23 protein-coding genes are annotated in these 20,050 nt (G+C 73.7%); 12 read left to right on the plus strand and 11 right to left on the minus strand.

Annotation, left to right across the window (positions count from 1 at the left end; all coding sequences use genetic code 11):
* The first annotated feature begins 26 nt into the window (after positions 1 to 26).
* From AC1DW8_RS08760 to AC1DW8_RS08780, 5 genes are all read left to right on the plus strand, one after another.
* Positions 27 to 1,097, plus strand: coding sequence for a type III polyketide synthase (locus AC1DW8_RS08760; protein ID WP_478093337.1), 1,071 nt, complete (start codon positions 27 to 29; stop codon positions 1,095 to 1,097).
* Positions 1,098 to 1,109: 12 nt separating this feature from the next.
* Entirely contained in the window at positions 1,110 to 1,661 is a 552-nt protein-coding gene (locus AC1DW8_RS08765) for an isoprenylcysteine carboxyl methyltransferase family protein (protein ID WP_478093339.1), read from the plus strand.
* A complete protein-coding gene (locus AC1DW8_RS08770) occupies positions 1,658 to 2,773 on the plus strand; it encodes an NAD(P)/FAD-dependent oxidoreductase (RefSeq protein ID WP_478093341.1) in 1,116 nt (371 codons plus the stop codon). The genes AC1DW8_RS08765 and AC1DW8_RS08770 overlap by 4 nt, the downstream gene beginning before the upstream one ends.
* Complete coding sequence (gene idi, locus AC1DW8_RS08775; RefSeq protein ID WP_478093343.1) at positions 2,770 to 3,402, plus strand: isopentenyl-diphosphate Delta-isomerase; 633 nt, start codon at positions 2,770 to 2,772, stop codon at positions 3,400 to 3,402. The genes AC1DW8_RS08770 and idi overlap by 4 nt, the downstream gene beginning before the upstream one ends.
* A gap of 74 nt (positions 3,403 to 3,476) precedes the next feature.
* Entirely contained in the window at positions 3,477 to 4,172 is a 696-nt protein-coding gene (locus AC1DW8_RS08780) for a phosphodiesterase (protein ID WP_478093345.1), read from the plus strand.
* A 77-nt stretch (positions 4,173 to 4,249) separates the two neighbouring features.
* Here the strand turns inward: AC1DW8_RS08780 and AC1DW8_RS08785 are convergent, their stop codons facing one another.
* From AC1DW8_RS08785 to AC1DW8_RS08810, 6 genes are all read right to left on the minus strand, one after another.
* Positions 4,250 to 4,696, minus strand: coding sequence for a hypothetical protein (locus AC1DW8_RS08785; RefSeq protein ID WP_478093347.1), 447 nt, complete (start codon positions 4,694 to 4,696; stop codon positions 4,250 to 4,252).
* 187 nt (positions 4,697 to 4,883) lie between these two features.
* Positions 4,884 to 5,231: a YciI family protein gene (locus AC1DW8_RS08790; protein WP_478093349.1), complete on the minus strand. Its 348-nt coding sequence runs from the start codon at positions 5,229 to 5,231 to the stop codon at positions 4,884 to 4,886.
* A 125-nt stretch (positions 5,232 to 5,356) separates the two neighbouring features.
* Positions 5,357 to 6,067, minus strand: a complete 711-nt coding sequence (locus AC1DW8_RS08795; RefSeq protein ID WP_056779149.1) for a dienelactone hydrolase family protein — start codon at positions 6,065 to 6,067, stop codon at positions 5,357 to 5,359.
* Between the two features lie 32 nt (positions 6,068 to 6,099).
* A complete protein-coding gene (locus AC1DW8_RS08800) occupies positions 6,100 to 6,555 on the minus strand; it encodes a hypothetical protein (protein WP_478093351.1) in 456 nt (151 codons plus the stop codon).
* A gap of 84 nt (positions 6,556 to 6,639) precedes the next feature.
* Positions 6,640 to 7,191, minus strand: coding sequence for a DoxX family membrane protein (locus tag AC1DW8_RS08805; RefSeq protein WP_442276684.1), 552 nt, complete (start codon positions 7,189 to 7,191; stop codon positions 6,640 to 6,642).
* A 185-nt stretch (positions 7,192 to 7,376) separates the two neighbouring features.
* Positions 7,377 to 7,811: an NINE protein gene (locus tag AC1DW8_RS08810; protein ID WP_082619963.1), complete on the minus strand. Its 435-nt coding sequence runs from the start codon at positions 7,809 to 7,811 to the stop codon at positions 7,377 to 7,379.
* Between the two features lie 174 nt (positions 7,812 to 7,985).
* Here AC1DW8_RS08810 and AC1DW8_RS08815 point away from each other — a divergent pair, with 174 nt between their 5' ends.
* Genes AC1DW8_RS08815 through AC1DW8_RS08825 form a run of 3 tightly spaced genes read left to right on the plus strand, consistent with a single transcriptional unit; the run spans position 7,986 to position 10,805 of the window.
* A complete protein-coding gene (locus tag AC1DW8_RS08815) occupies positions 7,986 to 9,233 on the plus strand; it encodes a sensor histidine kinase (protein ID WP_478093354.1) in 1,248 nt (415 codons plus the stop codon).
* Positions 9,221 to 9,862 carry a response regulator transcription factor gene (locus tag AC1DW8_RS08820; protein ID WP_056779137.1) on the plus strand — a complete coding sequence of 214 codons (642 nt, stop codon included), beginning with the start codon at positions 9,221 to 9,223 and terminating at the stop codon, positions 9,860 to 9,862. The genes AC1DW8_RS08815 and AC1DW8_RS08820 overlap by 13 nt, the downstream gene beginning before the upstream one ends.
* 10 nt (positions 9,863 to 9,872) lie before the next feature.
* Positions 9,873 to 10,805 (plus strand): DUF4097 family beta strand repeat-containing protein, encoded by a 933-nt coding sequence (locus AC1DW8_RS08825; protein ID WP_478093357.1) that lies wholly within the window; start codon positions 9,873 to 9,875, stop codon positions 10,803 to 10,805.
* An 84-nt stretch (positions 10,806 to 10,889) separates the two neighbouring features.
* On the opposite strand, the gene AC1DW8_RS08830 is transcribed toward AC1DW8_RS08825, so the two are convergent.
* Positions 10,890 to 11,255, minus strand: a complete 366-nt coding sequence (locus AC1DW8_RS08830) for an antitoxin (RefSeq protein WP_478093359.1) — start codon at positions 11,253 to 11,255, stop codon at positions 10,890 to 10,892.
* A gap of 300 nt (positions 11,256 to 11,555) precedes the next feature.
* Between AC1DW8_RS08830 and AC1DW8_RS08835 the strand changes: the two genes are divergently transcribed.
* The gene (locus AC1DW8_RS08835) at positions 11,556 to 12,308 is read left to right on the plus strand and encodes an SDR family NAD(P)-dependent oxidoreductase (protein ID WP_478093361.1); all 753 of its coding nucleotides are present in this window, start codon (positions 11,556 to 11,558) and stop codon (positions 12,306 to 12,308) included.
* On the opposite strand, the gene AC1DW8_RS08840 is transcribed toward AC1DW8_RS08835, so the two are convergent.
* From AC1DW8_RS08840 to AC1DW8_RS08850, 3 genes are all read right to left on the minus strand, one after another.
* Positions 12,305 to 13,336, minus strand: coding sequence for an NAD-dependent epimerase/dehydratase family protein (locus tag AC1DW8_RS08840; RefSeq protein WP_478093363.1), 1,032 nt, complete (start codon positions 13,334 to 13,336; stop codon positions 12,305 to 12,307). The two genes, AC1DW8_RS08835 and AC1DW8_RS08840, sit on opposite strands and share 4 nt — an antisense overlap.
* Positions 13,333 to 13,887 (minus strand): SRPBCC domain-containing protein, encoded by a 555-nt coding sequence (locus AC1DW8_RS08845; RefSeq protein ID WP_056822990.1) that lies wholly within the window; start codon positions 13,885 to 13,887, stop codon positions 13,333 to 13,335. The genes AC1DW8_RS08840 and AC1DW8_RS08845 overlap by 4 nt, the downstream gene beginning before the upstream one ends.
* A 130-nt stretch (positions 13,888 to 14,017) precedes the next feature.
* Positions 14,018 to 15,238: a GNAT family N-acetyltransferase gene (locus AC1DW8_RS08850; RefSeq protein ID WP_478093365.1), complete on the minus strand. Its 1,221-nt coding sequence runs from the start codon at positions 15,236 to 15,238 to the stop codon at positions 14,018 to 14,020.
* 454 nt (positions 15,239 to 15,692) lie between these two features.
* On the opposite strand from AC1DW8_RS08850, the gene AC1DW8_RS08855 reads away from it, so the two are divergent.
* From AC1DW8_RS08855 to AC1DW8_RS08865, 3 genes are read left to right on the plus strand one after another with little or no spacing between them, the layout of a single operon-like run.
* Entirely contained in the window at positions 15,693 to 17,267 is a 1,575-nt protein-coding gene (locus tag AC1DW8_RS08855) for a hypothetical protein (RefSeq protein WP_156415644.1), read from the plus strand.
* A 29-nt stretch (positions 17,268 to 17,296) separates the two neighbouring features.
* The gene (locus AC1DW8_RS08860; protein ID WP_478093367.1) at positions 17,297 to 18,097 is read left to right on the plus strand and encodes an inositol monophosphatase family protein; all 801 of its coding nucleotides are present in this window, start codon (positions 17,297 to 17,299) and stop codon (positions 18,095 to 18,097) included.
* A gap of 6 nt (positions 18,098 to 18,103) precedes the next feature.
* Entirely contained in the window at positions 18,104 to 19,339 is a 1,236-nt protein-coding gene (locus tag AC1DW8_RS08865; RefSeq protein WP_478093370.1) for a benzoate/H(+) symporter BenE family transporter, read from the plus strand.
* On the opposite strand, the gene AC1DW8_RS08870 is transcribed toward AC1DW8_RS08865, so the two are convergent.
* Entirely contained in the window at positions 19,340 to 19,972 is a 633-nt protein-coding gene (locus AC1DW8_RS08870; RefSeq protein ID WP_056779117.1) for a hemerythrin domain-containing protein, read from the minus strand.
* Positions 19,973 to 20,050: the final 78 nt, after the last annotated feature.

Here is a 20,050-nt window from a genome sequence, read left to right on the forward strand (position 1 = left end):
GCGTCGGCGACGCCTAGGCTGGCCGGGTGAGCCACCTAGCGGCCGTCCGCGGCGTCCTGCCCGAGCACAGCTACGCGCAGGCCGAGGTCACGGCGGCCTTTGCCGACGTGCTCGGATCGACGGGGTCCGACCGAGCGCTCCTCGAGCGATTCCACGCCAACGCCGGGGTGACCCAGCGCCACCTCGCCCTGCCGCTCGAGCGCTACTGGCAGCTCGCGGACTTCGGCGCGGCCAACGACGAGTTCATCCGGGTCGCCACCGAGCTCGGCTCGCATGCCGTCACCAAGGCGCTCGCGGCGTGCGGTCTCACCCCGCGGGACGTCGATCTCATCGTGTCGACGACGATCACCGGCCTCGCCGTCCCGTCGATCGAGGCCCGGGTCGCCGCCGAGATCGGGCTGCGCGACGACGTGAAGCGCGTCCCGCTCGTCGGTCTCGGGTGCGTCGCCGGTGCCGCCGGTGTTGCCCGCGTCCACGACTACCTCCTCGGCCACCCCGCCGACGTCGCGGTGCTCCTCTCGGTCGAGCTGTGCAGCCTGACGGTCCAGCGCGACGACCGGTCGACCGCGAACCTCGTCGCCAGCGGCCTCTTCGGCGACGGGGCCGCCGCGGTCGTCATGGTGGGGGCCGACCGCGCCGCCGCGCTCGCGCCCGGCCAGCCGCGCGTCGTCGCCACCCGCAGCCGCCTCTACCCCGGGACCGAGCGCGCCATGGGCTGGGACGTCGGCGCGACAGGGCTGCGCATCGTCCTCGGCGCCGAGGTCCCCGACCTCGTGCGCGAGAACGTCCGCGACGACGTCGACCGCTTCCTCGCGGGCGAGGGCCTGACCCGCGCCGACATCGGCTGGTGGGTCGCCCACCCCGGCGGCCCCAAGGTCCTCGAGGCGATGCAGGAGGCCCTCGAGGTGGACCGCGAGGCGCTCGGCGTCACGTGGAGCTCGCTCGACCGCATCGGCAACCTCAGCTCCGCATCCGTGCTCCACGTGCTCGCCGACACCCTCGCCGACCACACCCCCGAGCCCGGCTCGTGGGGCGTGCTCATGGCGATGGGCCCCGGCTTCTGCCTCGAGCTCGTCCTGCTCCGCGCGGCCGACTGACAGGAGGCGCCGATGACCTCCCAGTGGCTCTTCACCGGCCTCGTCCTGCTCGTCGGGCTCGAGCGTCTCGCCGAGCTCGTCGTGTCGAAACGCCATGCGGCGTGGGCGTTCTCGCGTGGCGGCGTCGAGCGGGGCCAGTCGCACTACCCCGTCATGGTCGTGCTCCACACCGGGCTGCTCGTCGGTGCCGTCGCGGAGGTGTGGCTCGCCGACCGCCCGTTCGTCCCGGCCCTCGCCTGGGTCATGCTCGCGCTCGTCGTGGCCAGCCAGGCCCTGCGCTGGTGGTGCATCACGACCCTCGGCAACCAGTGGAACACCCGGGTCATCGTCGTGCCCGGCCTCCCTCTCGTCCGCCGCGGCCCCTACGGCGTCATCCCGCACCCGAACTACGTCGCCGTCGTCGTCGAGGGCTTCGCCCTACCGCTCGTGCACACCGCCTGGGTGACGGCGCTCGTCTTCACCGTCGCGAATGCGGCCCTGCTCACCGTCCGCATCCGTGTCGAGAACGCCGCCCTCCGCGAGATCGCCTCTCCCGCAGACGCCCCCAGCGGGGCGGCAACGTGAGTATCGACGTCATCGTCATCGGCGGCGGACCCGTCGGTCTCGCCACGGCGTTGTATGCCGTCCGCTCCGGTCTGTCTCCCGTCGTCCTCGAGCCGCGGGCCGGCTCCATCGACAAGGCCTGCGGCGAGGGTCTGATGCCGGGCGGTCTCCAGGCGCTCGCCGGCCTGGGGGTCGACCCGGACGGACACGACCTCCGCGGCATCCGCTACGTCGCCCGGGGCCGGGTCGCCGAGGCGGACTTCACGGCCGGCCCCGGCCGTGGCATCCGGCGCACCACCCTGCACGCCGCCCTGAGCGAGGCCGTCGCCACCGCCAGCGTCGAGGTGCTCCCGTTCGGCGCGACCGAGGTGACGCAGGACGACACCGCCGTGACCGTGCGCACCGACGACTCGGGTGGTGAGGGGCCGACACTCACCGCGCCGTGGGTCATCGCCGCCGACGGGCTGCACTCGCCGACCCGCCGCTCCCTCGGGCTCGACCGCGACCACACCACCGTCCGCCGCCTGTCGAGCGGGAGCGGAGGCGTCGCTCGGACCGCCGACACGCGCCCGCTCCGCCGCTACGGGCTGCGCCAGCACTACGGCATACGCCCTTGGGGAGACCACGTCGAGGTGCACTGGGGCGCGCACGGGGAGGCGTACGTGACGCCCGTCGCCGACGACCTCGTCGGGGTGGCTGTGCTCAGCAAGCAGCGAAACCCCCTGTCCGAGAGCCTCGCCGAGTTCCCGGAGCTGCGCGACCGCCTCGACGGGGCGCCGGTCGTGACGTCGGTGCGCGGCGCGGGGCCGCTGCGCCAGCGCACGACACACCGCGTCGAGGGCCGCGTCCTGCTCGCCGGAGACGCGAGCGGCTACGTCGACGCCCTGACGGGAGAAGGCATCTCGCTCGGCCTCGCCCACGCGCGGGCGGCGGTCGCGGCGGTCGTCGCCGATGACCCGCAGTCCTACGAGCGGTCGTGGCGTGCGGCCACCCGGCGCTACACGCTGCTCACCCACGCGCTCGTCCAGGTCACGCGACCGGCCTGGACCCGGCGGCTGCTCGTCCCCGCCGCCGCGACGCTGCCCCCGGTCTTCCGCGGCGCGGTCAACGAGCTCGCGAGGCCCGGCCGGTGACCGTCGTGACGCCGGACGCCGACGAAGAGCTCGTCGTCCTCGTCTCCCCGGACGGTGAGGCGATCGGCACAGCGCCCAAGGCGACGGTCCACCACGCCGACACCCCGCTCCACCTCGCCTTCTCCGTCTACCTCCTCGACGACGCCGGCTCGCTCCTCGTGACCCAGCGCGCCCTCGCCAAGGCGACCTTCCCGGGCGTCTGGACCAACTCTGCGTGCGGTCACCCGGCACCCGGTGAGCCGGTCGAGGACGCCGTCGGCCGGCGTGCGCGCGACGAGCTCGGCCTCGACGTGGACGACCTGCGCCTCGTGCTGCCCCGCTTCGCCTACCGCGCCGAGATGGACGGAGTCGTCGAGTGGGAGCTGTGCCCGGTCCTCGTCGGCCGGGTCAGCGGGGTCGCACCCCAGCCAGGCCCCGACCCCGCCGAGGTCGAGGCGGCCGAGTGGGTGCCGTGGCGCGAGTTCGCCGCCGACGTCCTGTCCGGGCGACGTGAGGTCTCGACGTGGTGCCGCGAGCAGGTGACCGAGCTCGCCGCGCTCGGCCCCGATCCGGCGGCCTGGCCGACCGCCGACGCCGCCGACCTCCCACCCGCGATGTCCTCCCACACGACGCAACCCCCACTCGAGTGAGCACCCCGTCCCACTCGAGTGAGCGCTCCGCCCCAGGGGCGGCGCAGTCGCCTCCGGCTGGGTAGGTGGACCTCGTGACCACCACCTCCATCGCGAGACCCGCTTCGCCTCGTGTGCCCACCCCTCCCGAGCGCGCTGCCGGCGTCGTGCTCGCCGCGGGACTCGGGCTCGTCGCATGGGCCTCCGGACGCAAGCCGCTCCATGCCGTCGGGAGGACCTGGGACGCCGAGCTGCGCATCGACGCGCCGGCCGCGCACCTGGAGGTCCCGCTGCTCGTCGACCGTGGTGTGCACCCGTGCACGGTCCGCGTCTCGCGCGCCATGAGCACCGAGCCCGGTTGGTGGGACGTCGGTGGCCTCGCCGTGCGTCTGCCGGCGGCCGGCACGTCCGGTGGGCCCGCCGACCTCCTCCTCGCCACGACGGGGACGGGCCGGGTCAGCCGCTACGTCCTGCGCCCTGTCCGGTGGGCCGCAAGCCGGTCGCTGACGACGCTGCTGCCCACGAGGGCCGGGGAGCACTCGCTCGCCCTGCTCGCGAGGCCCAGTGGCGACGAGGTCGTGCCGCGGGAGTACGAGCTGGCGGCATCGCTCGACGGTGGCCCCTGGCGCGCGGTGGGGCTCCTGCAGCTGGGCCTCGAGCAGGCTGACGCCGCCACGCGGTTCGACCCGATCGTCAACGAGCTCGCCGGCACCTCCCCGCCGGCCTGGGTCGTCGCCGTGCGCGAGCCCGCCTACCGGTGGGCGCGACGGCTGGGTCGGCGGCACGCCTGACACTGCCCCCGTGGTGCCCCCGTGGGGCGGGGCGCTCACTCGAGTGGGGCGGGGCGCTCACTCGAGTGAGAGTCGGGTCAGTTGACGAGAAGCTGGTCGGCGAGGGCTTCGAGGGCAGCGGCCTCGCACCCGGCGGCGAATGCCTCGTGGGTGGCCTGCCGGGCGGCGACGAGCGCGTCGGGCTTGAGGGCGGCGATGACGGCAGCGACGGCACGGGCCTCGACGCACTCGTCGTGCAGCCGGAGCTGGTCGAGGTTGCACGTGTCGGGGTGCGTGCCGAGATGGGCCTCGCAGGCGGAGTCGAGGTCGCGCTCCAGGTTCCAGAGCGCCACGAGGTCCTCGACCTCCGGGTAGTGCTCGAGACCCCCGCGGGCGACCTCGAGCGCGTTGCGGTCGTGCACCCCCGCGACCGCGCACGCGAGGCGAGCGACGCGGAAGGCGAACCGTCGGGCGTCCCCGCGCTCGGCGCCCGCGATGCGCGCGGCGAGGCCGGGAGCCACCGCCTCGACCGGGTGCAGCTTCACGGGTACTCCTCGACGGTCACGGGCAGGGCTGCAGCAACAGCCCACGGGGCCATACCCGCTCCGGCACCCGCCCACCCGGTGTGCGGACGTCCGCCCGGGAGATCACGTGCCGGACCACCACGAACACACGCAAACGGCCCCGGCGGCACCCAGTGCCCGGGGTCGTCCGCATCGGGGCGGTGCGAGGTCACTCGCCCTGGAGGGCCCGGACCTCCACCGGACCATGACACGCGGCCGAGCCCTCCTGGGCCAGGGCCAGTGCGGTGTCGAGGTCGACGGCCTCGACGATCCAGAAGCCACCGAGCCACTCGCGGGCCTCGCTGAACGGCCCGTCGGTGATCGACCCCGCCCCGGCCGACGCGTCGACGACCTTGGCCTGGCTCACGTCGGTGAGACCGCCGGCGTGGACCCACGCCCCGGTCTCCTGGAGCCTCCGGTTGAAGGCGTCGACGGAGGCGTACATGTGCTGGATCTCGTCCTCGGACGGCATGGCGTCGCCCTCGCGGTGGTGGACGGAGAGAAGGAACTGCGTCACGGGAGGTGCTCCTGGGGTCGATGGTGGGGCTGGTCCCGGCTCGCTGCCGGCTCACCCCCACGTCGATCGGCGCGGCGCGGCCTCGACACGGCTCGACGAGGACGTTCCGGGAGGGAGGGAGATGCTCAGTCGACGGGCAGCCGTTCGCGGAGGAACTCGCTCGTCGTCGCCCAGGCGAGGGCCGAGGACGCCGGGTCGTGCCACGGCATGTCGTCGTTGTCGAACGCGTGGTCGGCGCCGGCATACGTCTCGAAGACGGTGGCGGGCTGCTCGGTCACGGACGCCTCGATCCGGCGCACCGTCTCGGTGTCGATGAACGAGTCGGCGAGGCCGAAGTGGTGCAGGCTCGGCGCGGTCACGGTCACGACGTCGTGCAGTCCCGGCAGGGCCGAGCCGTAGTAGCTGACGAGCGCGTCGAGCGGAGCCGAGCCGTCGGACTCGAGGTGGCCGGCGACGTTGAAGCCGAGCCCGCCGCCGAAGCAGAAGCCGACCGCGCCGACACCGGCCGTGACCTCGTCACGGTCGCGCAGCCACTCGACCGTCGCGGCGGCGTCGGAGACGGCCGCCGGCCAGTCGAGGCGCTGCACGAGACCCATGCCCTGCTGCAGCGCGTCCTCGCCCTCGACGGGCGAGGTGACGCCGAGGCGCCAGAAGATCTCGGGTGCCACGACGACGTAGCCCTGCTCGGCGAGCTGGGCGGCCCGGCGCTGGATGTAGTCGCTGACGCCGAAGATCTCCTGCAGCACGACGATGCCCGGGCCCTGCCCGGTCGGCGGGAGCCAGAGGTGCGCGGGCATCTCGCCGGCGTCGGTCGTGATGGTCACGTGTTCGGTCATGCCGTCAGTATGTCGACCGTCCGTCCCCACGGTCAGCGTCGGGGTCGCAGCTCCAGCAGGCGGGCGTCGTACATCCGCACCCGCTCGGCGAGGACGTCGTGCTCGCGCTCGTGGCTGCGCAGCACCGCGACGAGGGCCACGATGGCGGCGACGAGGAGTCCGCCGAGGGCGACGAGCGCCAGGACGCCGGGCCGCGTGTCGGCACGACCGGTCGCGAGCACCACGAGGGCGGCGGTGAAGAGCAGGGCGACGACGCCCCCGAGGCCGCCGATCCGGCGCGACGCGGACCGGTCCGTCGTCTCGAGTGCCTGCTGGGCGACGGCACGCTCCTCGCGGGCGACGCTGCGGCACAGGTAGGTCGCGGCCGGGAAACGGTGCGTGTCGCGGCGGCGACCGCGCGCCTGCAGCCGGTGGTCCGTGGGGACGTCGACGAGGTGGGGTCGGGGTGCGCCGAGGGCCGGCGCGGGGTTCGTGGTCAGTGCGGTCATCGGTGGGCTCCTTCACTCGGCCGCTGGGTGCACCCCATCACCATCGGGGTGCACCCAGCGGCGGCTGCGTGATCGCGGTTCCGGTCAGTCGTCCGTGCCGGCGTGCAGCCGGGCCCCGAGGGCGTAGGCGGCGACGACGAGGGCCGAGGCGGCCAGGACGATGTCCTTGAGGACGTACTGGCCCATGAGCGTCGGGCCGTGCGGGAAGAGCTCGGCCGTGAAGAGGGCGAGCGGCGACATGATCCCGATGAGCGCTCCGCCGAGGACGACGATGCCGACGCGCAGGAACTTGCCGGTGACGAGCGTCAGCCCGATGACGGTCTCGGTCACGGCGGTGAGCAGCACCGCGGTGTGGCCGGAGACGAGGCCGAACGTCAGACGGTCGATCGTCGCCGAGGCGATGGCCTCGGCCGGGCTGAGGCCCGGGACGAACTTGATGACACCGAAGCCGAGGAAGACCAGCCCGAGGCTGATCCGCAGGGCCTGGAGGCTGTAGGCCACGAGGAACGCCTGGAGGCGGTCCACGGCCGTGGTGGCTGCGCCGGTGACGGTCCCTCGGAGGGATCCGAGGCGGCCGGACGAGATGGATCGGTGGGCCCCGGGCTCTCCGGGACGGTCGAGGACGAACTGCGACATGGTGGTTGCTCCTTGAGGTCGAACTGTCGAGACCTCAGAAGGAGCAGGACCGCCGGAAGATACGCCGGATGGCCGGGTTGAGTCGATCTACCTAGACCAAACCCGGGCTGACGCGGGCAAAACGGACGTTGAGCGGGGCCTTCAATTCGATTGACGCAGAGGCACATTGGTGGAATGTCGCGCGGTCACCAGTTGACGAGCAGCCGCTCCTGCTTGTCGCGGAAGGTTCCCACGAGGATGAGGATGAGGTCGATGAGCGCCCAGATGCCGAGCCCACCGAAGGTGACGAGCTGGAGGATGCCGGTGCCGACCTTGCCGACGTAGAAGCGGTGCACGCCGAGGACGCCGACGAAGAAGCAGAGCAGCGCCGCCGCGAGCCGCGACCGGTCGCTGACGGGCAGGCCCTCCGCGTCGAGAGCCACGGGCGCGAAGGCCGCCGCGAGGGACGGTGCGGCCTGGACGGGCTGAGCCGGGGCGGGCGGCAGCAGCGGGCCGAGCTGGTCGGTCCACGAATCGCCGTCCCAGTAGCGCGACTGGGGCTTGCCCTCCGGGTCGGGATACCAGCCGGCCGGGATCTCGCGCGGTGCCGGCGGGATCGGCTGGTCGGGTTGCTGCGTCATGGTGGCCTCCGAGGGTGGGTGGACGTCGGGCGGACCCGGCCTCACTCCCAGCATGGTGGACACCGCTTCCCCGTGGCAGCCCCTACGACACCGGACCGCCCTGTACTTTTCTCCACCCCAGGTCGGTCATCAACGTCATGGTCCGGCGCGCCCGCCGACCCCTACCGTGGTCGCGTGACCACGATCCGTGCCCGCGTCGAGCGGCGCCTCGCACCCCGCCACACGGCATACGTCGTGCTCGGCGGGGTCGTCGGTGCCCTGGCGGCTCCGGTGGTGTGGACGCTCGCGGGCCTCGCGACGGGACTGCTCGTCGTCGTCGTCGGCGTCGCGTTCGTCGCCCTCCTCCTGCTCGTGTCGGAGGGGCTGAGCCGCTGGCACCGCGCGCGGGCCGCGGCGCTGCTCGGTGTCGTCGTCCACGCGCCGGCCGACCCCGTCGAACCGGGATGGCGCGGCTGGCTGGCCCGGCTGGGGCGTGCGTCGACGTGGCGGCAGCTGGCGTACCACGCGTTCGTCGGTCCCACGCTGCTCGCGGCCTCGGCCGCGGTCGTCGCGTCCTGCTGGGGCGGCGGCCTCGTCCTCGTGACGTCGCCGCTCTGGGCCCGGATCAGCCCCGAGGTGCTCGCCCTCTCCGGTGGCCTCCTCCAGGGGGTCGGCCGCATCTGGGTCTCGACCGCCGTCGGCTTCGGTCTCATCGTCCTCGCCCCGCACGCGGCCCGCAGGCTCTGCGCGCTCGACCTCGCGATCCTCCGGCCGATGCTCGGCGAGACGCGGGGCGAGCAGCTCTCGCCGCGGGTCACCGCGCTCGAGCAGACGCGTGCCGGGGTCATCGACGCCGCCGATGCCGAGCGCCGCCGGATCGAGCGCGACCTCCACGACGGCGCCCAGCAGCGCCTCACCTCGCTCGCCCTCAACCTCGGGATGGCCCGTTCGGCGCTGGGGCCCGACGCGCCGCCCGAGACGCGACGGGCCATCGAGGAGGCGCACGACGAGGCGAAGCAGGCGCTGGCCGAGCTGCGCGGCTTCGTCCGCGGCCTGCACCCCGCGGTGCTCGACGAGCGAGGGCTCGACGCGGCCCTGTCGGGGATCGTCGCCCGCGCGCCGGTGCCGACGAGCCTGCACGTGCTCCTGGCCCAGCGTCCGCCGCGCACCCTCGAGGCCGTCGCCTACTTCGTCGTGTCGGAGGCCCTGACCAACGTCGCGAAGCACTCCGGTGCCACGCGGGCCACGGTCCGGGTCACCTCGGACGCCCACCGTCTCGTCGTCGAGGTCGGCGATGACGGCCAGGGTGGCGCCGCCACCGGCGCGGGCTCCGGGCTGACGGGGCTGTCCCACCGGGTCGCGTCAGTCGACGGCACCCTCACCGTGACCAGCCCGGCGGGCGGTCCCACCGTGCTCAGGGCGGAGATGCCATGCGGGTCGTGATCGCCGAGGATTCGATCCTGCTGCGGGACGGGCTGATCCGGCTGCTCGCCGCCAACGGCATCGAGGTCGTCGAGGCCGTCGGTGACGCCGAGGCGGCCCTCGCCGCCGTGGAGCGGCACCGGCCCGACCTCGCCCTGCTCGACGTGCGGATGCCGCCGAGCCACACCGACGAGGGGCTGCGCGCAGCGCTCGTCATCCGCGCGCAGTGGCCGGAGGTCGCGCTGCTCATCCTCAGCCAGTACGTCGAGGAGCGGTATGCCGCCGACCTCCTCGCCAGCACCACCTCCGCCGTCGGCTACCTCCTCAAGGACCGCGTCGCCGACGTCGACGAGTTCGTCGACTCGCTGCGCCGCGTCGCGGACGGCGGCACCGCGCTCGACCCCGAGGTCGTCGCCCAGCTGCTGCTGCGACGCGACAAGAGTCCCTTGCAGCGACTCACCGACCGGGAGCGCGAGACGCTCTCGCTCATGGCCGAGGGCCGCTCCAACACCGGCATCGCCCGCGCCCTGCAGGTCAGCGAGAGCGCGATCGCCAAGCACGTCAACGCCATCTTCACCAAGCTCGACATGCCGACGACGGCGGGCGACCACCGCCGCGTCCTGGCCGTGCTCCAGTACCTCTCGGAATAGGGGATCCACCATGTCCATGCACGAACCGACGAACCCGCCGACGAACCCGCCGCCGAACCGGCCGACGAGCCAGCCGACGTCCGTCCCCGACGACCGTGTGCACGGCGACTCGCTGCGCGGCGCCGAGCCCTACGGCGACTCCTGGCTGCGCCCGACCCTGACGACCGAGCCGTCCGTCGGTCCGCCCGCCGGGTCGCACGGCAGCGGTGACGGACCCGCCACCCCGACGGCACGCCCCTGGTGGCTGCTCGCCGGGCTCGGGGCGACCCTCGTCCTCGCGAGTGCCGCCGGTGCCACGACGTGGGGCGCGGCCACCGGCGGTCTCTGGCGCAGCGCAGACCAGCACCAGACCTACGAGCGACCCGCCGGCGCCCTGACGATCAAGGGTGAGGCGGGCGACATCGAGGTCCAGGGCGGCGGCAGGGCGGGCACGGTGCAGGTCAGCCGGCACGTGTCGTGGGGTCCGGGATCGAGCGAACCGACGCCGCGAGAGGAGTGGACCGGGTCGACGCTCACCGTCGACGCGGAGTGCCACGGCTTCGTCGCCTGGTGCTCGGTGGACTACGTCGTCATCGTCCCTGACGCGGCCGACGTCACGGTCGACACCGGGTCCGGCGACATCACGCTGACCGGTTCCCTCGGCGACGTCACGCTCAAGGCGGGCTCCGGGGACATCGCGACGGCAAACCTGAGCGCCGACCAGGTCACGGCCGAGGCGGGCAGCGGCGACATCGACGTCGAGCTCGCGACCGCGGCCTCGCCGGTGTCGGTCAGGACGGGCTCGGGCGAGGTCTCGGTGCGCCTGCCGCAGGACACCGTCTATGCCGTGGACACCGAGACGGGGTCCGGCGACGCGGAGGTGAGCGTCCCGACCAACCCGGGCAGCACCTCGACGCTGCGAATCAGGACCGGGTCCGGCGACATCGCCGTCGACCAACGCTGACGCGGCCGGCACGGCACCCGCACACGACGAAGCCGTATGCCGCCGAGGGGGTTTCGGCGGCATACGGCCCTGGGAGGTGCCGGCTCAGGTGGGGTTGCCGGCGGGGGTGTCCTCGTCGAAGGCGCTGTGCTTGTCGTCGGGCACGGCGGAGGCGGCGGGGGAGGGAGGAGCCGCCTGGTCGTGATGCTCGACGATCTTGTCGATGCCCTTGTCGACCGAGGCACGGACCTTGGTCACGGTGTCGGCGTGCTTGCCGCCGGTCTTCTCGTCGATCTTGGCCTCGGCCTTGTCGAGGGCCCCGTCGACCTTGCCCCGGTTGTCGTGCGCGTAGCTCGCGGCAACCGACATCGCGGCCTTGGCCATCTCGACGACTGCGTCGCCGAAGTCCTTGGCCTTCTCCTGCAGGTGGACCTCGTCCGCCTTGCTCTTCAGCTGCTCACCGAATGACACGGTGTCTCCTCATCTCGCACTGGTCCGACCCTCGTCGGCTCACTGCATCCACAGTCATACCCGGCGCCCGTCTCCCGCAACCGGGGTCGACCCCGAAATCGACCCCGATCGACCCTGATTCGGCGGCCTCCCGATCCCTCTGACCGACATGTCGGCATTGGTCGGGATCGTCCCCAGGCCCGTGTCTCGTCGGTCACGTGGGCCGATCTGTGACGTGGGGAACTGCGTCCCCCGCGCCACCGGCAGAGACTGGAGGGGCAGGCGGAGAGCCTGCCCCACAACTGAACTGGAGTGATCACCATGAAGCGACTCGACGGACGCGTGGCACTGGTGACGGGCGCGGCGAGCGGCATCGGCAAGGCCACGGCGCGGCGGCTCGCCGACGAGGGCGCAGCGGTCCTGCTGACCGACGTCAACGAGGCGCTCGGGGCCACGACGACCGAGGAGCTCACGACCTCCGGTGCCAGGGCCGAGTTCCTCCGGCACGACGTCACGAGCGAGGCGGACTGGGAGGCCGCCGTCGCCCGGGCGGTCGAGGCGTTCGGGTCGCTCGACATCCTCGTCAACAACGCCGGGATGGGTGACCTCGCCCCCATCGAGGAGACGAGCCTCCCCGACTGGGAGCGCACCATCGCCATCGACCAGACCGGGGTCTTCCTCGGCATGAAGACCGCCGCCGCGCACCTCAAGGCCTCGGGCCACGGCACGGTCGTCAACATCAGCTCGATCTTCGGCACGAGCGGCGGCTTCGGCACCTCGCCCGCCTACCACGCGGCCAAGGGTGCGGTCCGGACGCTGACGAAGAACGTCGCCGTGCACTGGGCCACGGAGGGCGTGCGGGTCAACTCGATCCACCCCGGCTTCATCGACACCCCGATCCTCGACGGCGCGCGGGGCACCCCGTTCGAGCAGGCGATGATCGACCTGACCCCGATGGGTCGAGTCGGTCGGCCCGACGAGATCGCGGCCGGCGTGGCCTACCTCGTCAGCGACGACGCGGCCTTCGTCACCGGCCTCGAGCTCTACATCGACGGCGGTTACATCGCCCGTTAGCGCCCGCGGGCGGTCGACCACGCCCAGTCGAGGACCGACCGGTGGCGGGACCACGTCGGGTCACCGGCCGACGGCGCCTGGGGGTCGCCGTCGACCGCGGCCCCGTCGGGGGCTCCGTCTCCGGCCCGCGTCGTCGCGAGCGACCGGGTCACCGCGTCGGAGACGCCGAGCCGTCCACCCGGCGGCTCGCCGAACACGTCGGCGGCGTCGCGCTCACCGACCATGTCGTGCCCGAGGCTCGGGATGAGCGACTCCACCGTCCCGTTCGGCACGTCGACGAGGGCCCCGGCCACGCGCGCGACCGTCTCGACGGGGGCCAGCCACACGGGGACCTGCACGCGCAGCAGTCGGGCGCGGGCGGCATACGTCCGCAGGAGCGAGACGTAGCTGAGCCGGTCGGGCCCGACGACGTCGAGGTGTCCCGTCACGTCGGGTCGCTCGAGCGCCTCGGCGAGGAACCAGACGGCGTCCGCGACCGCCACCGGCTGGATGACCGAGCTGCCCATCCACGCGGGCACGGTCTGCACGACCCCGAGCCGGGTCGACATCTGGCGCATCACCTCGAAGCTCGTCGACCCGGCCCCGACGACCATCGACGCGCGCAGGGTCAGCACCGGGCAGTCGGCCGTCGCGAGGATCTCCTCGACCTCGAGTCGCGAGAGCAGGTGGTCCGAGAGCTCGTCGTTGGGCAGGTCGGGCACGATGCCGGAGAAGTAGACGAGGCGGCCCGCGCCGACGACGCCAGCGGCATACGCGACGTTGTCGGCGGCCTGGCGGTCGCGCTGCATGAAGTCGTCCGCGTCGAGGCCGTGCACGAGGTAGCAGATGGCGTCGACGCCCTCGAGCGCCTCGAGGACGCGGTCCTCGTCGTGCACGTCGACCCGCCGCCACTCGACGTCGCCGGACCAGGGGTATGCCGTGGCCGGGCTCCGGTGGTGGGTGGCCACGACGTCGTGGCCGCGGCGGAGAAGCTCGGGGACGAGCCGGGACCCGATGTAGCCGCTCGCGCCGACGACGGCGACCCTCATCGCCGCTTGCGCTCGCGGCGGTCGCGCCGGAAGGAGCCGAAGAGGTCGGTCGCCGAGCGGACGAGATCGAGCGGGCTGTCGTCGTCCGCGTCGGCATCTGGGACCGGCCCCGACACCGACATGCACGTGAGGAAGCGCTCGATGAGCGGGTCGGAGGCGCGCTGGACGAGGCCGGTGCCGAAGTCCATCGGGAAGCCGAGGAAGACGAGGTCGGTCACGAGGTGCGCGCGGGTCCGGGTGTCGTCGCCCAACACCTGGTGCAGCGTCAGCGTGATGTCGATGGTCGCCTTGCCGAGGCCGTGACGCTCCTGCCCGGTGGCCGTGAGGCGGGCTCGTCCGGCCTTCTCGTCCCGCTCGACCATCGAGCCGGTGCCGTCGAAGTACATCGAGAGCGGCCCGAGCTTGGCCGTGATCTCGCCGACGAAGTCGTCGCCGTCGACCTCGGTGACCTCGGCACCGGGGAAGCAGCGGCCGATCCGGCGCAGGTCCATGAAGTTCGTCCAGACCACGCTCCGCGGTGCGTCGAGCTCCTGCTCGTGCCCGAGTCTCATCGCGTGTCCTTCCGTCAGGCGCGCCGCCCGGTGGCTGGCCGGCGGCGCTTCGTCAACCGTGGCATACCCGAACGGCCGCCGACAGGGGCGCCCGGTGTCCAGGGTGAGCACCTCGGTCCAGCGCGTGGCCTCAGTCGGTCGAGCCGGGCGGCAGCAGCTCCCAGTGCAGGCCGTCGCCCCAGCCGCCGTCGGCCACGCGGTCGACCGCGTGCTCGCGACCGAACTCCACGAAGCCGACGGACCGGAGCACGCCGTTGCTCGCCTCGTTGTCGGCGGCCGTCTCGGCGACGAGGCGCCGCACGCCGAGCCCGCCCTCGCTCGCCGGGGCCAGCGCGTGGTCGACGGCGAGCCGGGCCGCCTCCTTGGCGGCGCCACGGCCGCGGGCGCTCGGGAAGAACTGGTAGCCGAGCTCGGCCGTGTCGGTGATGGCCCCGCCGCGGCTGAAGACGGTGACGCTCCCCAGGGCGCGGTCGGTGCCGAGGTCGGCGACGCACCAGTCGACCGCCGTGCCTTCGGACATCCGCTCCTGCCGGGTGCGCAGCCACGCCGGGAAGGTCTCGGGTCGCAGGATCGACCGGGACGGCATCCAGTGCCCGGGGTCGTCGCGCGGCTCGATCGCGTCGACGTCCTCGGCCCGCCAGGGCCGCAGCCGGACGCGCTCGCCGTCGATCGGCACCGCGGCGAACCACGGCCCCTGCGGCTCGAGCGGGACGCCCGGGGTGATGCTGGCGGTCCACGTGTCGAGCGCCTCGGTGCCGCCCTCGGGGTCGGGGTGGCTGCCCGGGATCGTGCCGTGGAAGGTGAAGCCCGTGGACCACGCGGTCCGCCGCGAGCCCCAGTTGCCGACGACGGCGCGCCAGTGGACACGGGTCACCGGTGCGCCCCAGACCGGCGTCGCGAAGGCGTGCGCGACGACGAGCCGGACGGCGCGTGACATGAGCCCGTGGCCGCGGGCGTCCGGGTGCAGCCCGAAGCCGAGCTCTCCGGCCGACGGCGCGGCGCCGGGGCGCAGGTCGATGGTCCCGGCGTAGCGGGGCGTGCCCGTCGCGTCGGTCCACGCGATGGCCCACGACCGCGTGCCCTGGGGCTCGCCCCAGGCGCTGAGGTTGTGCTCGACCCAGCCGAGTGCGTCCTCGCGCGCATAGGGCCTCGGGACGGTTGTCCACCGCAGGCTCTCCGGGTCGCTGCTCTGCTCGACGATCGCGTCGGCGTCGTCGACCGAGTGGGCGCGCAGGGTCACGACGCCGTCGGTCAGCAGGGTCACGGGCGGGGTCTCGGGCGGGGTCTCGGGCGAGGTCTCGGGCGAGGTCTCGGGCGAGGTCACGGCGGGCGGCTGGGAGGCGTCGGTCACGGCGTCAGCCTGCCAGCCGGCATACGCCCTCGTCACCCGCGATTCGAGCGCCCCGAAGAAGAAGGACCGGGAGCCAGCGTGCTGACTCCCGGTCCATAGGCCCGCTTCCCCTCCACAGGCTGCGTACCGAGGCTTACCGTACCCAATGGGTGGCCCGCACGAACACGCGTTGCGGTGAACCCTCGACATCGCAACTCGGGGGAGGATGCGTGGGAGCCGACCGGCTCGCGACGCGAGGAAGGGTTGCCGTGGAGACAGGGGCCGAGCGGGGCGTGCGATGCCCGACGCTCATGCGGCGACAGCCCGGTGGTGGGGCGGGAGTCTCCCCCTGGCCTCGACTCCCGCCCCGACCCACCGGTGCCAGGTGTCACGATACGAAGGTCGGGCGCCGCGACGGGTCGTCGTTGCGCACGTGGGCGCCACGCGCAACAGGGCGCCGTGCCCGGGCGTCGTCGTGCTGAACGAACAGGTGCAGTGGGTGCTGCGCAACGCCCGACTGCAGGCCGCCGACCCCGCCCTGCGCAGCGCTGCGGGTTTCGCCCAGGGGGCGGGTCGGGCCGAGCCGGTGCACCGGGCCCAGGTCGGGCGCTGGGAGAACGGCCGCGTCGAGGTGACCCGGTCGCTCGTGCGCCGCTACGAGACGGTGCTCGGCCTGCGCGACGGCCAGCTCCTCGCCGCCGTCGACCTCTTCTCGCGCTCGCACCAGCCCGTGCGCCCGGCCGCCACGCTCCCTCCGCCGACCCCGCCCGACGTCGACGCCACCCTGGTCCTGCTCGAGCGGGCGCTCGCCGACGAGCGGATGAGCGGCGGTGACTGGGACCGGCTCTCGGACCACCTGGGACGGATGCCGCACGCGATGGTGCGGGCCGGCGACTGGGAGGGGCTGATCCGGCGCCTCCTCCAGGAGGTCAGCCTCGGGCTCGGCCTCGACTACGTGCAGCGGGCCGAGGCCATCGCGCGCCTGGCCGGGCACCCCCGCAGCGCCGGTGTCGTCGCCTCGCTGGCTGCGGAGGTCGTGGGCCGCCCCGACGCGCAGTTCTACGTCGACACCCTGAGCCTGCTGCGCTTCATGGAGGCCCCGCGGGGCTACGCGGTCCTCGTCGGCCAGCTGCGCGAGCCCACCAACGCCAGCTCGCTGCGGGCCTGCCTCAGCGTGCTGACGACGCTCGTGCGCGGCACCGGTCTCGACCCCGAGACCCGGCTCGAGGCGGTCCGGCTCGCGGTCGACCACCTGCGCGACCCCTCGCACCCCTATCTCGTGCACCGCGGCGCCGCCAACCTCGTGCGCACGCTGGGTCCCGACGGCCACCGCGTCGCGACGGGGCTCACGGCCGAGGACCGTCGGGCCGCCGCCTCGATCATCCGCAACGGTCGAGCCATCACCGCCCAGGCGATCCGCGAGGCGCACCTGCGCATCCGGGGCGAGCTCGAGGCGGCCGAGGGGCATGCGACCGCCCACGAGCCGATCCTCGGCGACCTGCTGCAGACGGCGCTCGGCGAGACGAACGAGGAGGACCGCTCCTACGCCCTCGGCATCCTCATGCTGTCGCCGCAGAGCAGGATCATCGGCCGGGTCCACGCCGCGGCCTTCGCCGACGCCCTCGCGCGCCAGGACACCGTGGCGGCGCACGAGAGCATGACCGTGCTGACGTGGATGGCCCAGGTCGAGGACCTCGACCTCTTCGAGCGCGTCGCGCTCTCGCCGTCCTCGGCGCCCGACGTCGCCAAGGAGGCGGGCTACGTCGTCGGCAACACGATGGAGCCGCGGGGTCGGCGTCGCGACGAGCGCGAGGAGGCCGTCGCCCGTCGGATCGCCGAGATCGTAGCCACCGGCCGGGACGAGCCCGAGGTCCAGCTGCTGCGCGGCCTCGTCTACGCCCTCGGCATGCGAGGGCGGCAGGACCTCGTCTCCGCCCTCGTCGACGCCCTCCCCGAGCCGGGGCCCGACCCGCTGGCGATGGCCGAGCAGGCTCGCGCCACCCTCGTGTGGTGGCTCGACGTGCCCGAGCACCTGAGACCGCTCCGCTGAGGCCGACCGTCGATCGCTAGGTTGGGGGCGTGGAGACCGACGAGGTGCTGAGCCTGCTCAAGGACGTGGCCGAGGAGGTCATCAACCCCCGGTTCCGGGCGCTCGCCGCCGGCGAGATCCACGAGAAGCGACCCGGCGACCTCGTCACCGACGCCGACCGCGAGGCCGAGGTGCTCATCACGGCAGCCCTCGTCGGCGCCTACCCCGACGCCGTCGTGCTCGGGGAGGAGACGTTCGCGGGCGACCCCGCGCTCATGGAGCGGTATGCCGCCGCGGACCACGCGTTCACCGTCGACCCCGTCGACGGCACGAAGAACTTCGTCCACGGCTCCAAGGACCACGCCGTCATGGTCGCCGAGACGGTCGCCGGCGAGGCCGTGCGGGCGTGGATCTGGCAGCCGCAGCACGAGCTCGGCTTCGTCGCCGAACGCGGGGCCGGCACGTGGCGCCACGGCGCCGAGGGGTCGCGTCGCCTGACGGTCCCCGAGCGGCCCGAGGGCGCCCTGCGCGGCCGCACCTCCCGCCGCGCGTGGATCGGCCAGTCGCTCGACGGCCTCGAGCCGATGACCCTGACGTGGGTGTCGTGCGGCATCGACTACCCCAAGCTCGTCGAGGGCGCGGCCGACTACATCGTCTACGCCAAGGCCGCGCCGTGGGACCACGTGCCCGGCTCGCTCCTGCTCTCCGAGGCCGGCGGCCTGCTCGGCACGACCGCGGGCGTCACGTACTCACCTCGCGACATCGCGCCCCCGGGGCTCGTCGCCGCCGGCAGCCCCACGGCATACGACCACGTATGCCGTGCGCTCGCCGCGAGCGCCCACCTGCCCTGACCGCCGGTGACGTCGCACACCCGCCCGTCCGGCTCGACCGGCCCGTCCGGCTCGCCCGTCCCGTTCGGCTCCACGGCGCACGCGGTGCTGGCCGGTGTCGTCTGCGGGCTCGTCGGCTTCACGAGCTCGTTCGCCGTCGTGCTGACGGGCCTGCGGGCGGTGGGGGCGCGCTCGGACCAGGCGGCCTCGGGTCTGCTCGTGCTCTGCGTGACGATGGGCCTCGGCTGCGTGCTCTTCTCGTGGCGGCTGCGGCTGCCGATCACCATGGCGTGGTCGACGCCTGGCGCGGCGCTGCTCGCTGCGGCCGCGGTGCCGAGCGGTGGGTTCGCCTCTGCGGTGGGCGCTTTCGTCGTCTGTGGACTGTTGTTCGCACTGTGCGGTCTCGTGCGACCGCTCGAGCGGGTCGTCGAGGCGATCCCCAAGCCGCTCGCGAGCGCCATGCTCGCGGGGGTGCTGCTGACGCTCTGCGTCGCCCCGTTCCGGGCGGTCGTCGCGTCGCCGGCCGCGATCGCGCCGGTCATGGTGACGTGGCTCGTCCTCGTCGCGGTCGCGCGGCGGTGGGCGGTCATCGGCGCGCTCGGGGCGGCCCTCGTCGTCATGGCGGTGCAGGGGGTCTTCGGGCGGCTCGATCTCGGGGCGGCGGCGCCGTCCGTCGTCCTCGTCCTACCTACCTGGGACGCGACGACCCTTCTCGCCGTGGCGATCCCGCTCTTCATCGTCACGATGACGAGCCAGAACATCCCCGGCATGGCCGTGCTCGCGTCCTTCGGCTACCGGCCCGGCATCCGCGGTCCGCTGCTCTACACCGGTGGTGCGAGCGCGCTCGGCGCCGTCGGCGGCGCGCACGCGATCAACCTGGCCGCGATCTCCGCGGCGCTCGCCGCCGGGCCCGAGGCCCACCCGGACCGAAGCCGGCGCTGGGTCGCGGGTGTCGCGTGCGGCGTCACCTACCTCGCCTTCGGCCCGCTCGCCGGGATCGTCACGGCCGCAGCGCGTTCGGCGCCCGCAGGCCTCATCGAGACCATCGCCGGCCTCGCCCTGATCGGCACCTTCGCGAGTGCTGCGGCGGCCGCGCTGACCGACGCCTCGACCCGCGAGGCCGGCGCCGTCACCCTCGTCGTGGCCGCGTCGGGCATCACCGTCGCCGGGGTGGGCGCCGCGTTCTGGGGGCTGGTCGCCGGCGTGCTCGTCCTCGCCGCCCTCCGGCTCGAACGTCGCCGCCGGGACCGGCTGACCGGCTAGTCACTCCTCGGAGGCGCCTGCGGAGGCCTTCTTGGAGCGGGCCGCGCGGGCGGGCGCGGTCGTGGCGGCCTTCTTCGCGTCGCGGGCGGCCTTCTTCGCCGTGGCCGACGCCTTGGTCGTCTTCCTGGCGGCCACGTAGCGCTCCGGGTCCTTGTCCTTCGGGGTGATCCCCTCGGCCCAGCGGACCGCCTCGTAGCGCAGGAACTGGACCGCGATCTCGTGGCGCAGCTCGAGGCTCGCGCGCTGGCGGAAGTCGGCGAGGTCCTGGCGCTCCTCCTCGCCCATGTGGTCGCTGTTGTGGACGTTGGCGTCGACGACCGCCGTCCACCACGCGTCGGACCCGGTGCGACAGCGCCCGACCTTGCGCACGGACTTGCGGATGTCGTTGTGGTCCTTGACGGCATCCTCGACCTCCTCGTCGACGGACTCGGCGTCGGCGCCGCCCGTGCCGATGCGCAGCAGCTCCGGGTAGAAGTAGAGCTCCTCGGCCTCGGCGTGCGTCTCGAGGAGGATCTCGAGCCGCTTCCAGACGGCGGCGAGGCCCTCGTGGTCGTCGCGCGGCCACTCCTCGAGCATGGCGAACATCCGTCGCTGCTCGTCGTGCTGGCGGAGGATGACGTCGGTGATGTCCACGGGAGGGCCTCTCTGTCGTCCGGCGGGTTCCGGATCCACTGTGCCGCATCCATACCCGATGCCGTCGCGGGCTTGGCC

It is taken from the genome of Terrabacter sp. P2_E3 (assembly GCF_056403915.1).

Excerpts from the sequence above, each read along its gene's own strand:
- AC1DW8_RS08765 (WP_478093339.1), top strand. The coding sequence starts at position 1,110 with ATGACCTCCCAGTGGCTCTTCACCGGCCTCGTCCTGCTCGTCGGGCTC.
- AC1DW8_RS08795 (WP_056779149.1), bottom strand. The coding sequence starts at position 6,067 with ATGACCGAACACGTGACCATCACGACCGACGCCGGCGAGATGCCCGCG.
- AC1DW8_RS08800 (WP_478093351.1), bottom strand. The coding sequence starts at position 6,555 with ATGACCGCACTGACCACGAACCCCGCGCCGGCCCTCGGCGCACCCCGA.
- AC1DW8_RS08805 (WP_442276684.1), bottom strand. The coding sequence starts at position 7,191 with ATGTCGCAGTTCGTCCTCGACCGTCCCGGAGAGCCCGGGGCCCACCGA.
- AC1DW8_RS08810 (WP_082619963.1), bottom strand. The coding sequence starts at position 7,811 with ATGACGCAGCAACCCGACCAGCCGATCCCGCCGGCACCGCGCGAGATC.
- AC1DW8_RS08820 (WP_056779137.1), top strand. The coding sequence starts at position 9,221 with ATGCGGGTCGTGATCGCCGAGGATTCGATCCTGCTGCGGGACGGGCTG.
- AC1DW8_RS08825 (WP_478093357.1), top strand. The coding sequence starts at position 9,873 with ATGTCCATGCACGAACCGACGAACCCGCCGACGAACCCGCCGCCGAAC.
- AC1DW8_RS08835 (WP_478093361.1), top strand. The coding sequence starts at position 11,556 with ATGAAGCGACTCGACGGACGCGTGGCACTGGTGACGGGCGCGGCGAGC.
- AC1DW8_RS08840 (WP_478093363.1), bottom strand. The coding sequence starts at position 13,336 with ATGAGGGTCGCCGTCGTCGGCGCGAGCGGCTACATCGGGTCCCGGCTC.
- AC1DW8_RS08845 (WP_056822990.1), bottom strand. The coding sequence starts at position 13,887 with ATGAGACTCGGGCACGAGCAGGAGCTCGACGCACCGCGGAGCGTGGTC.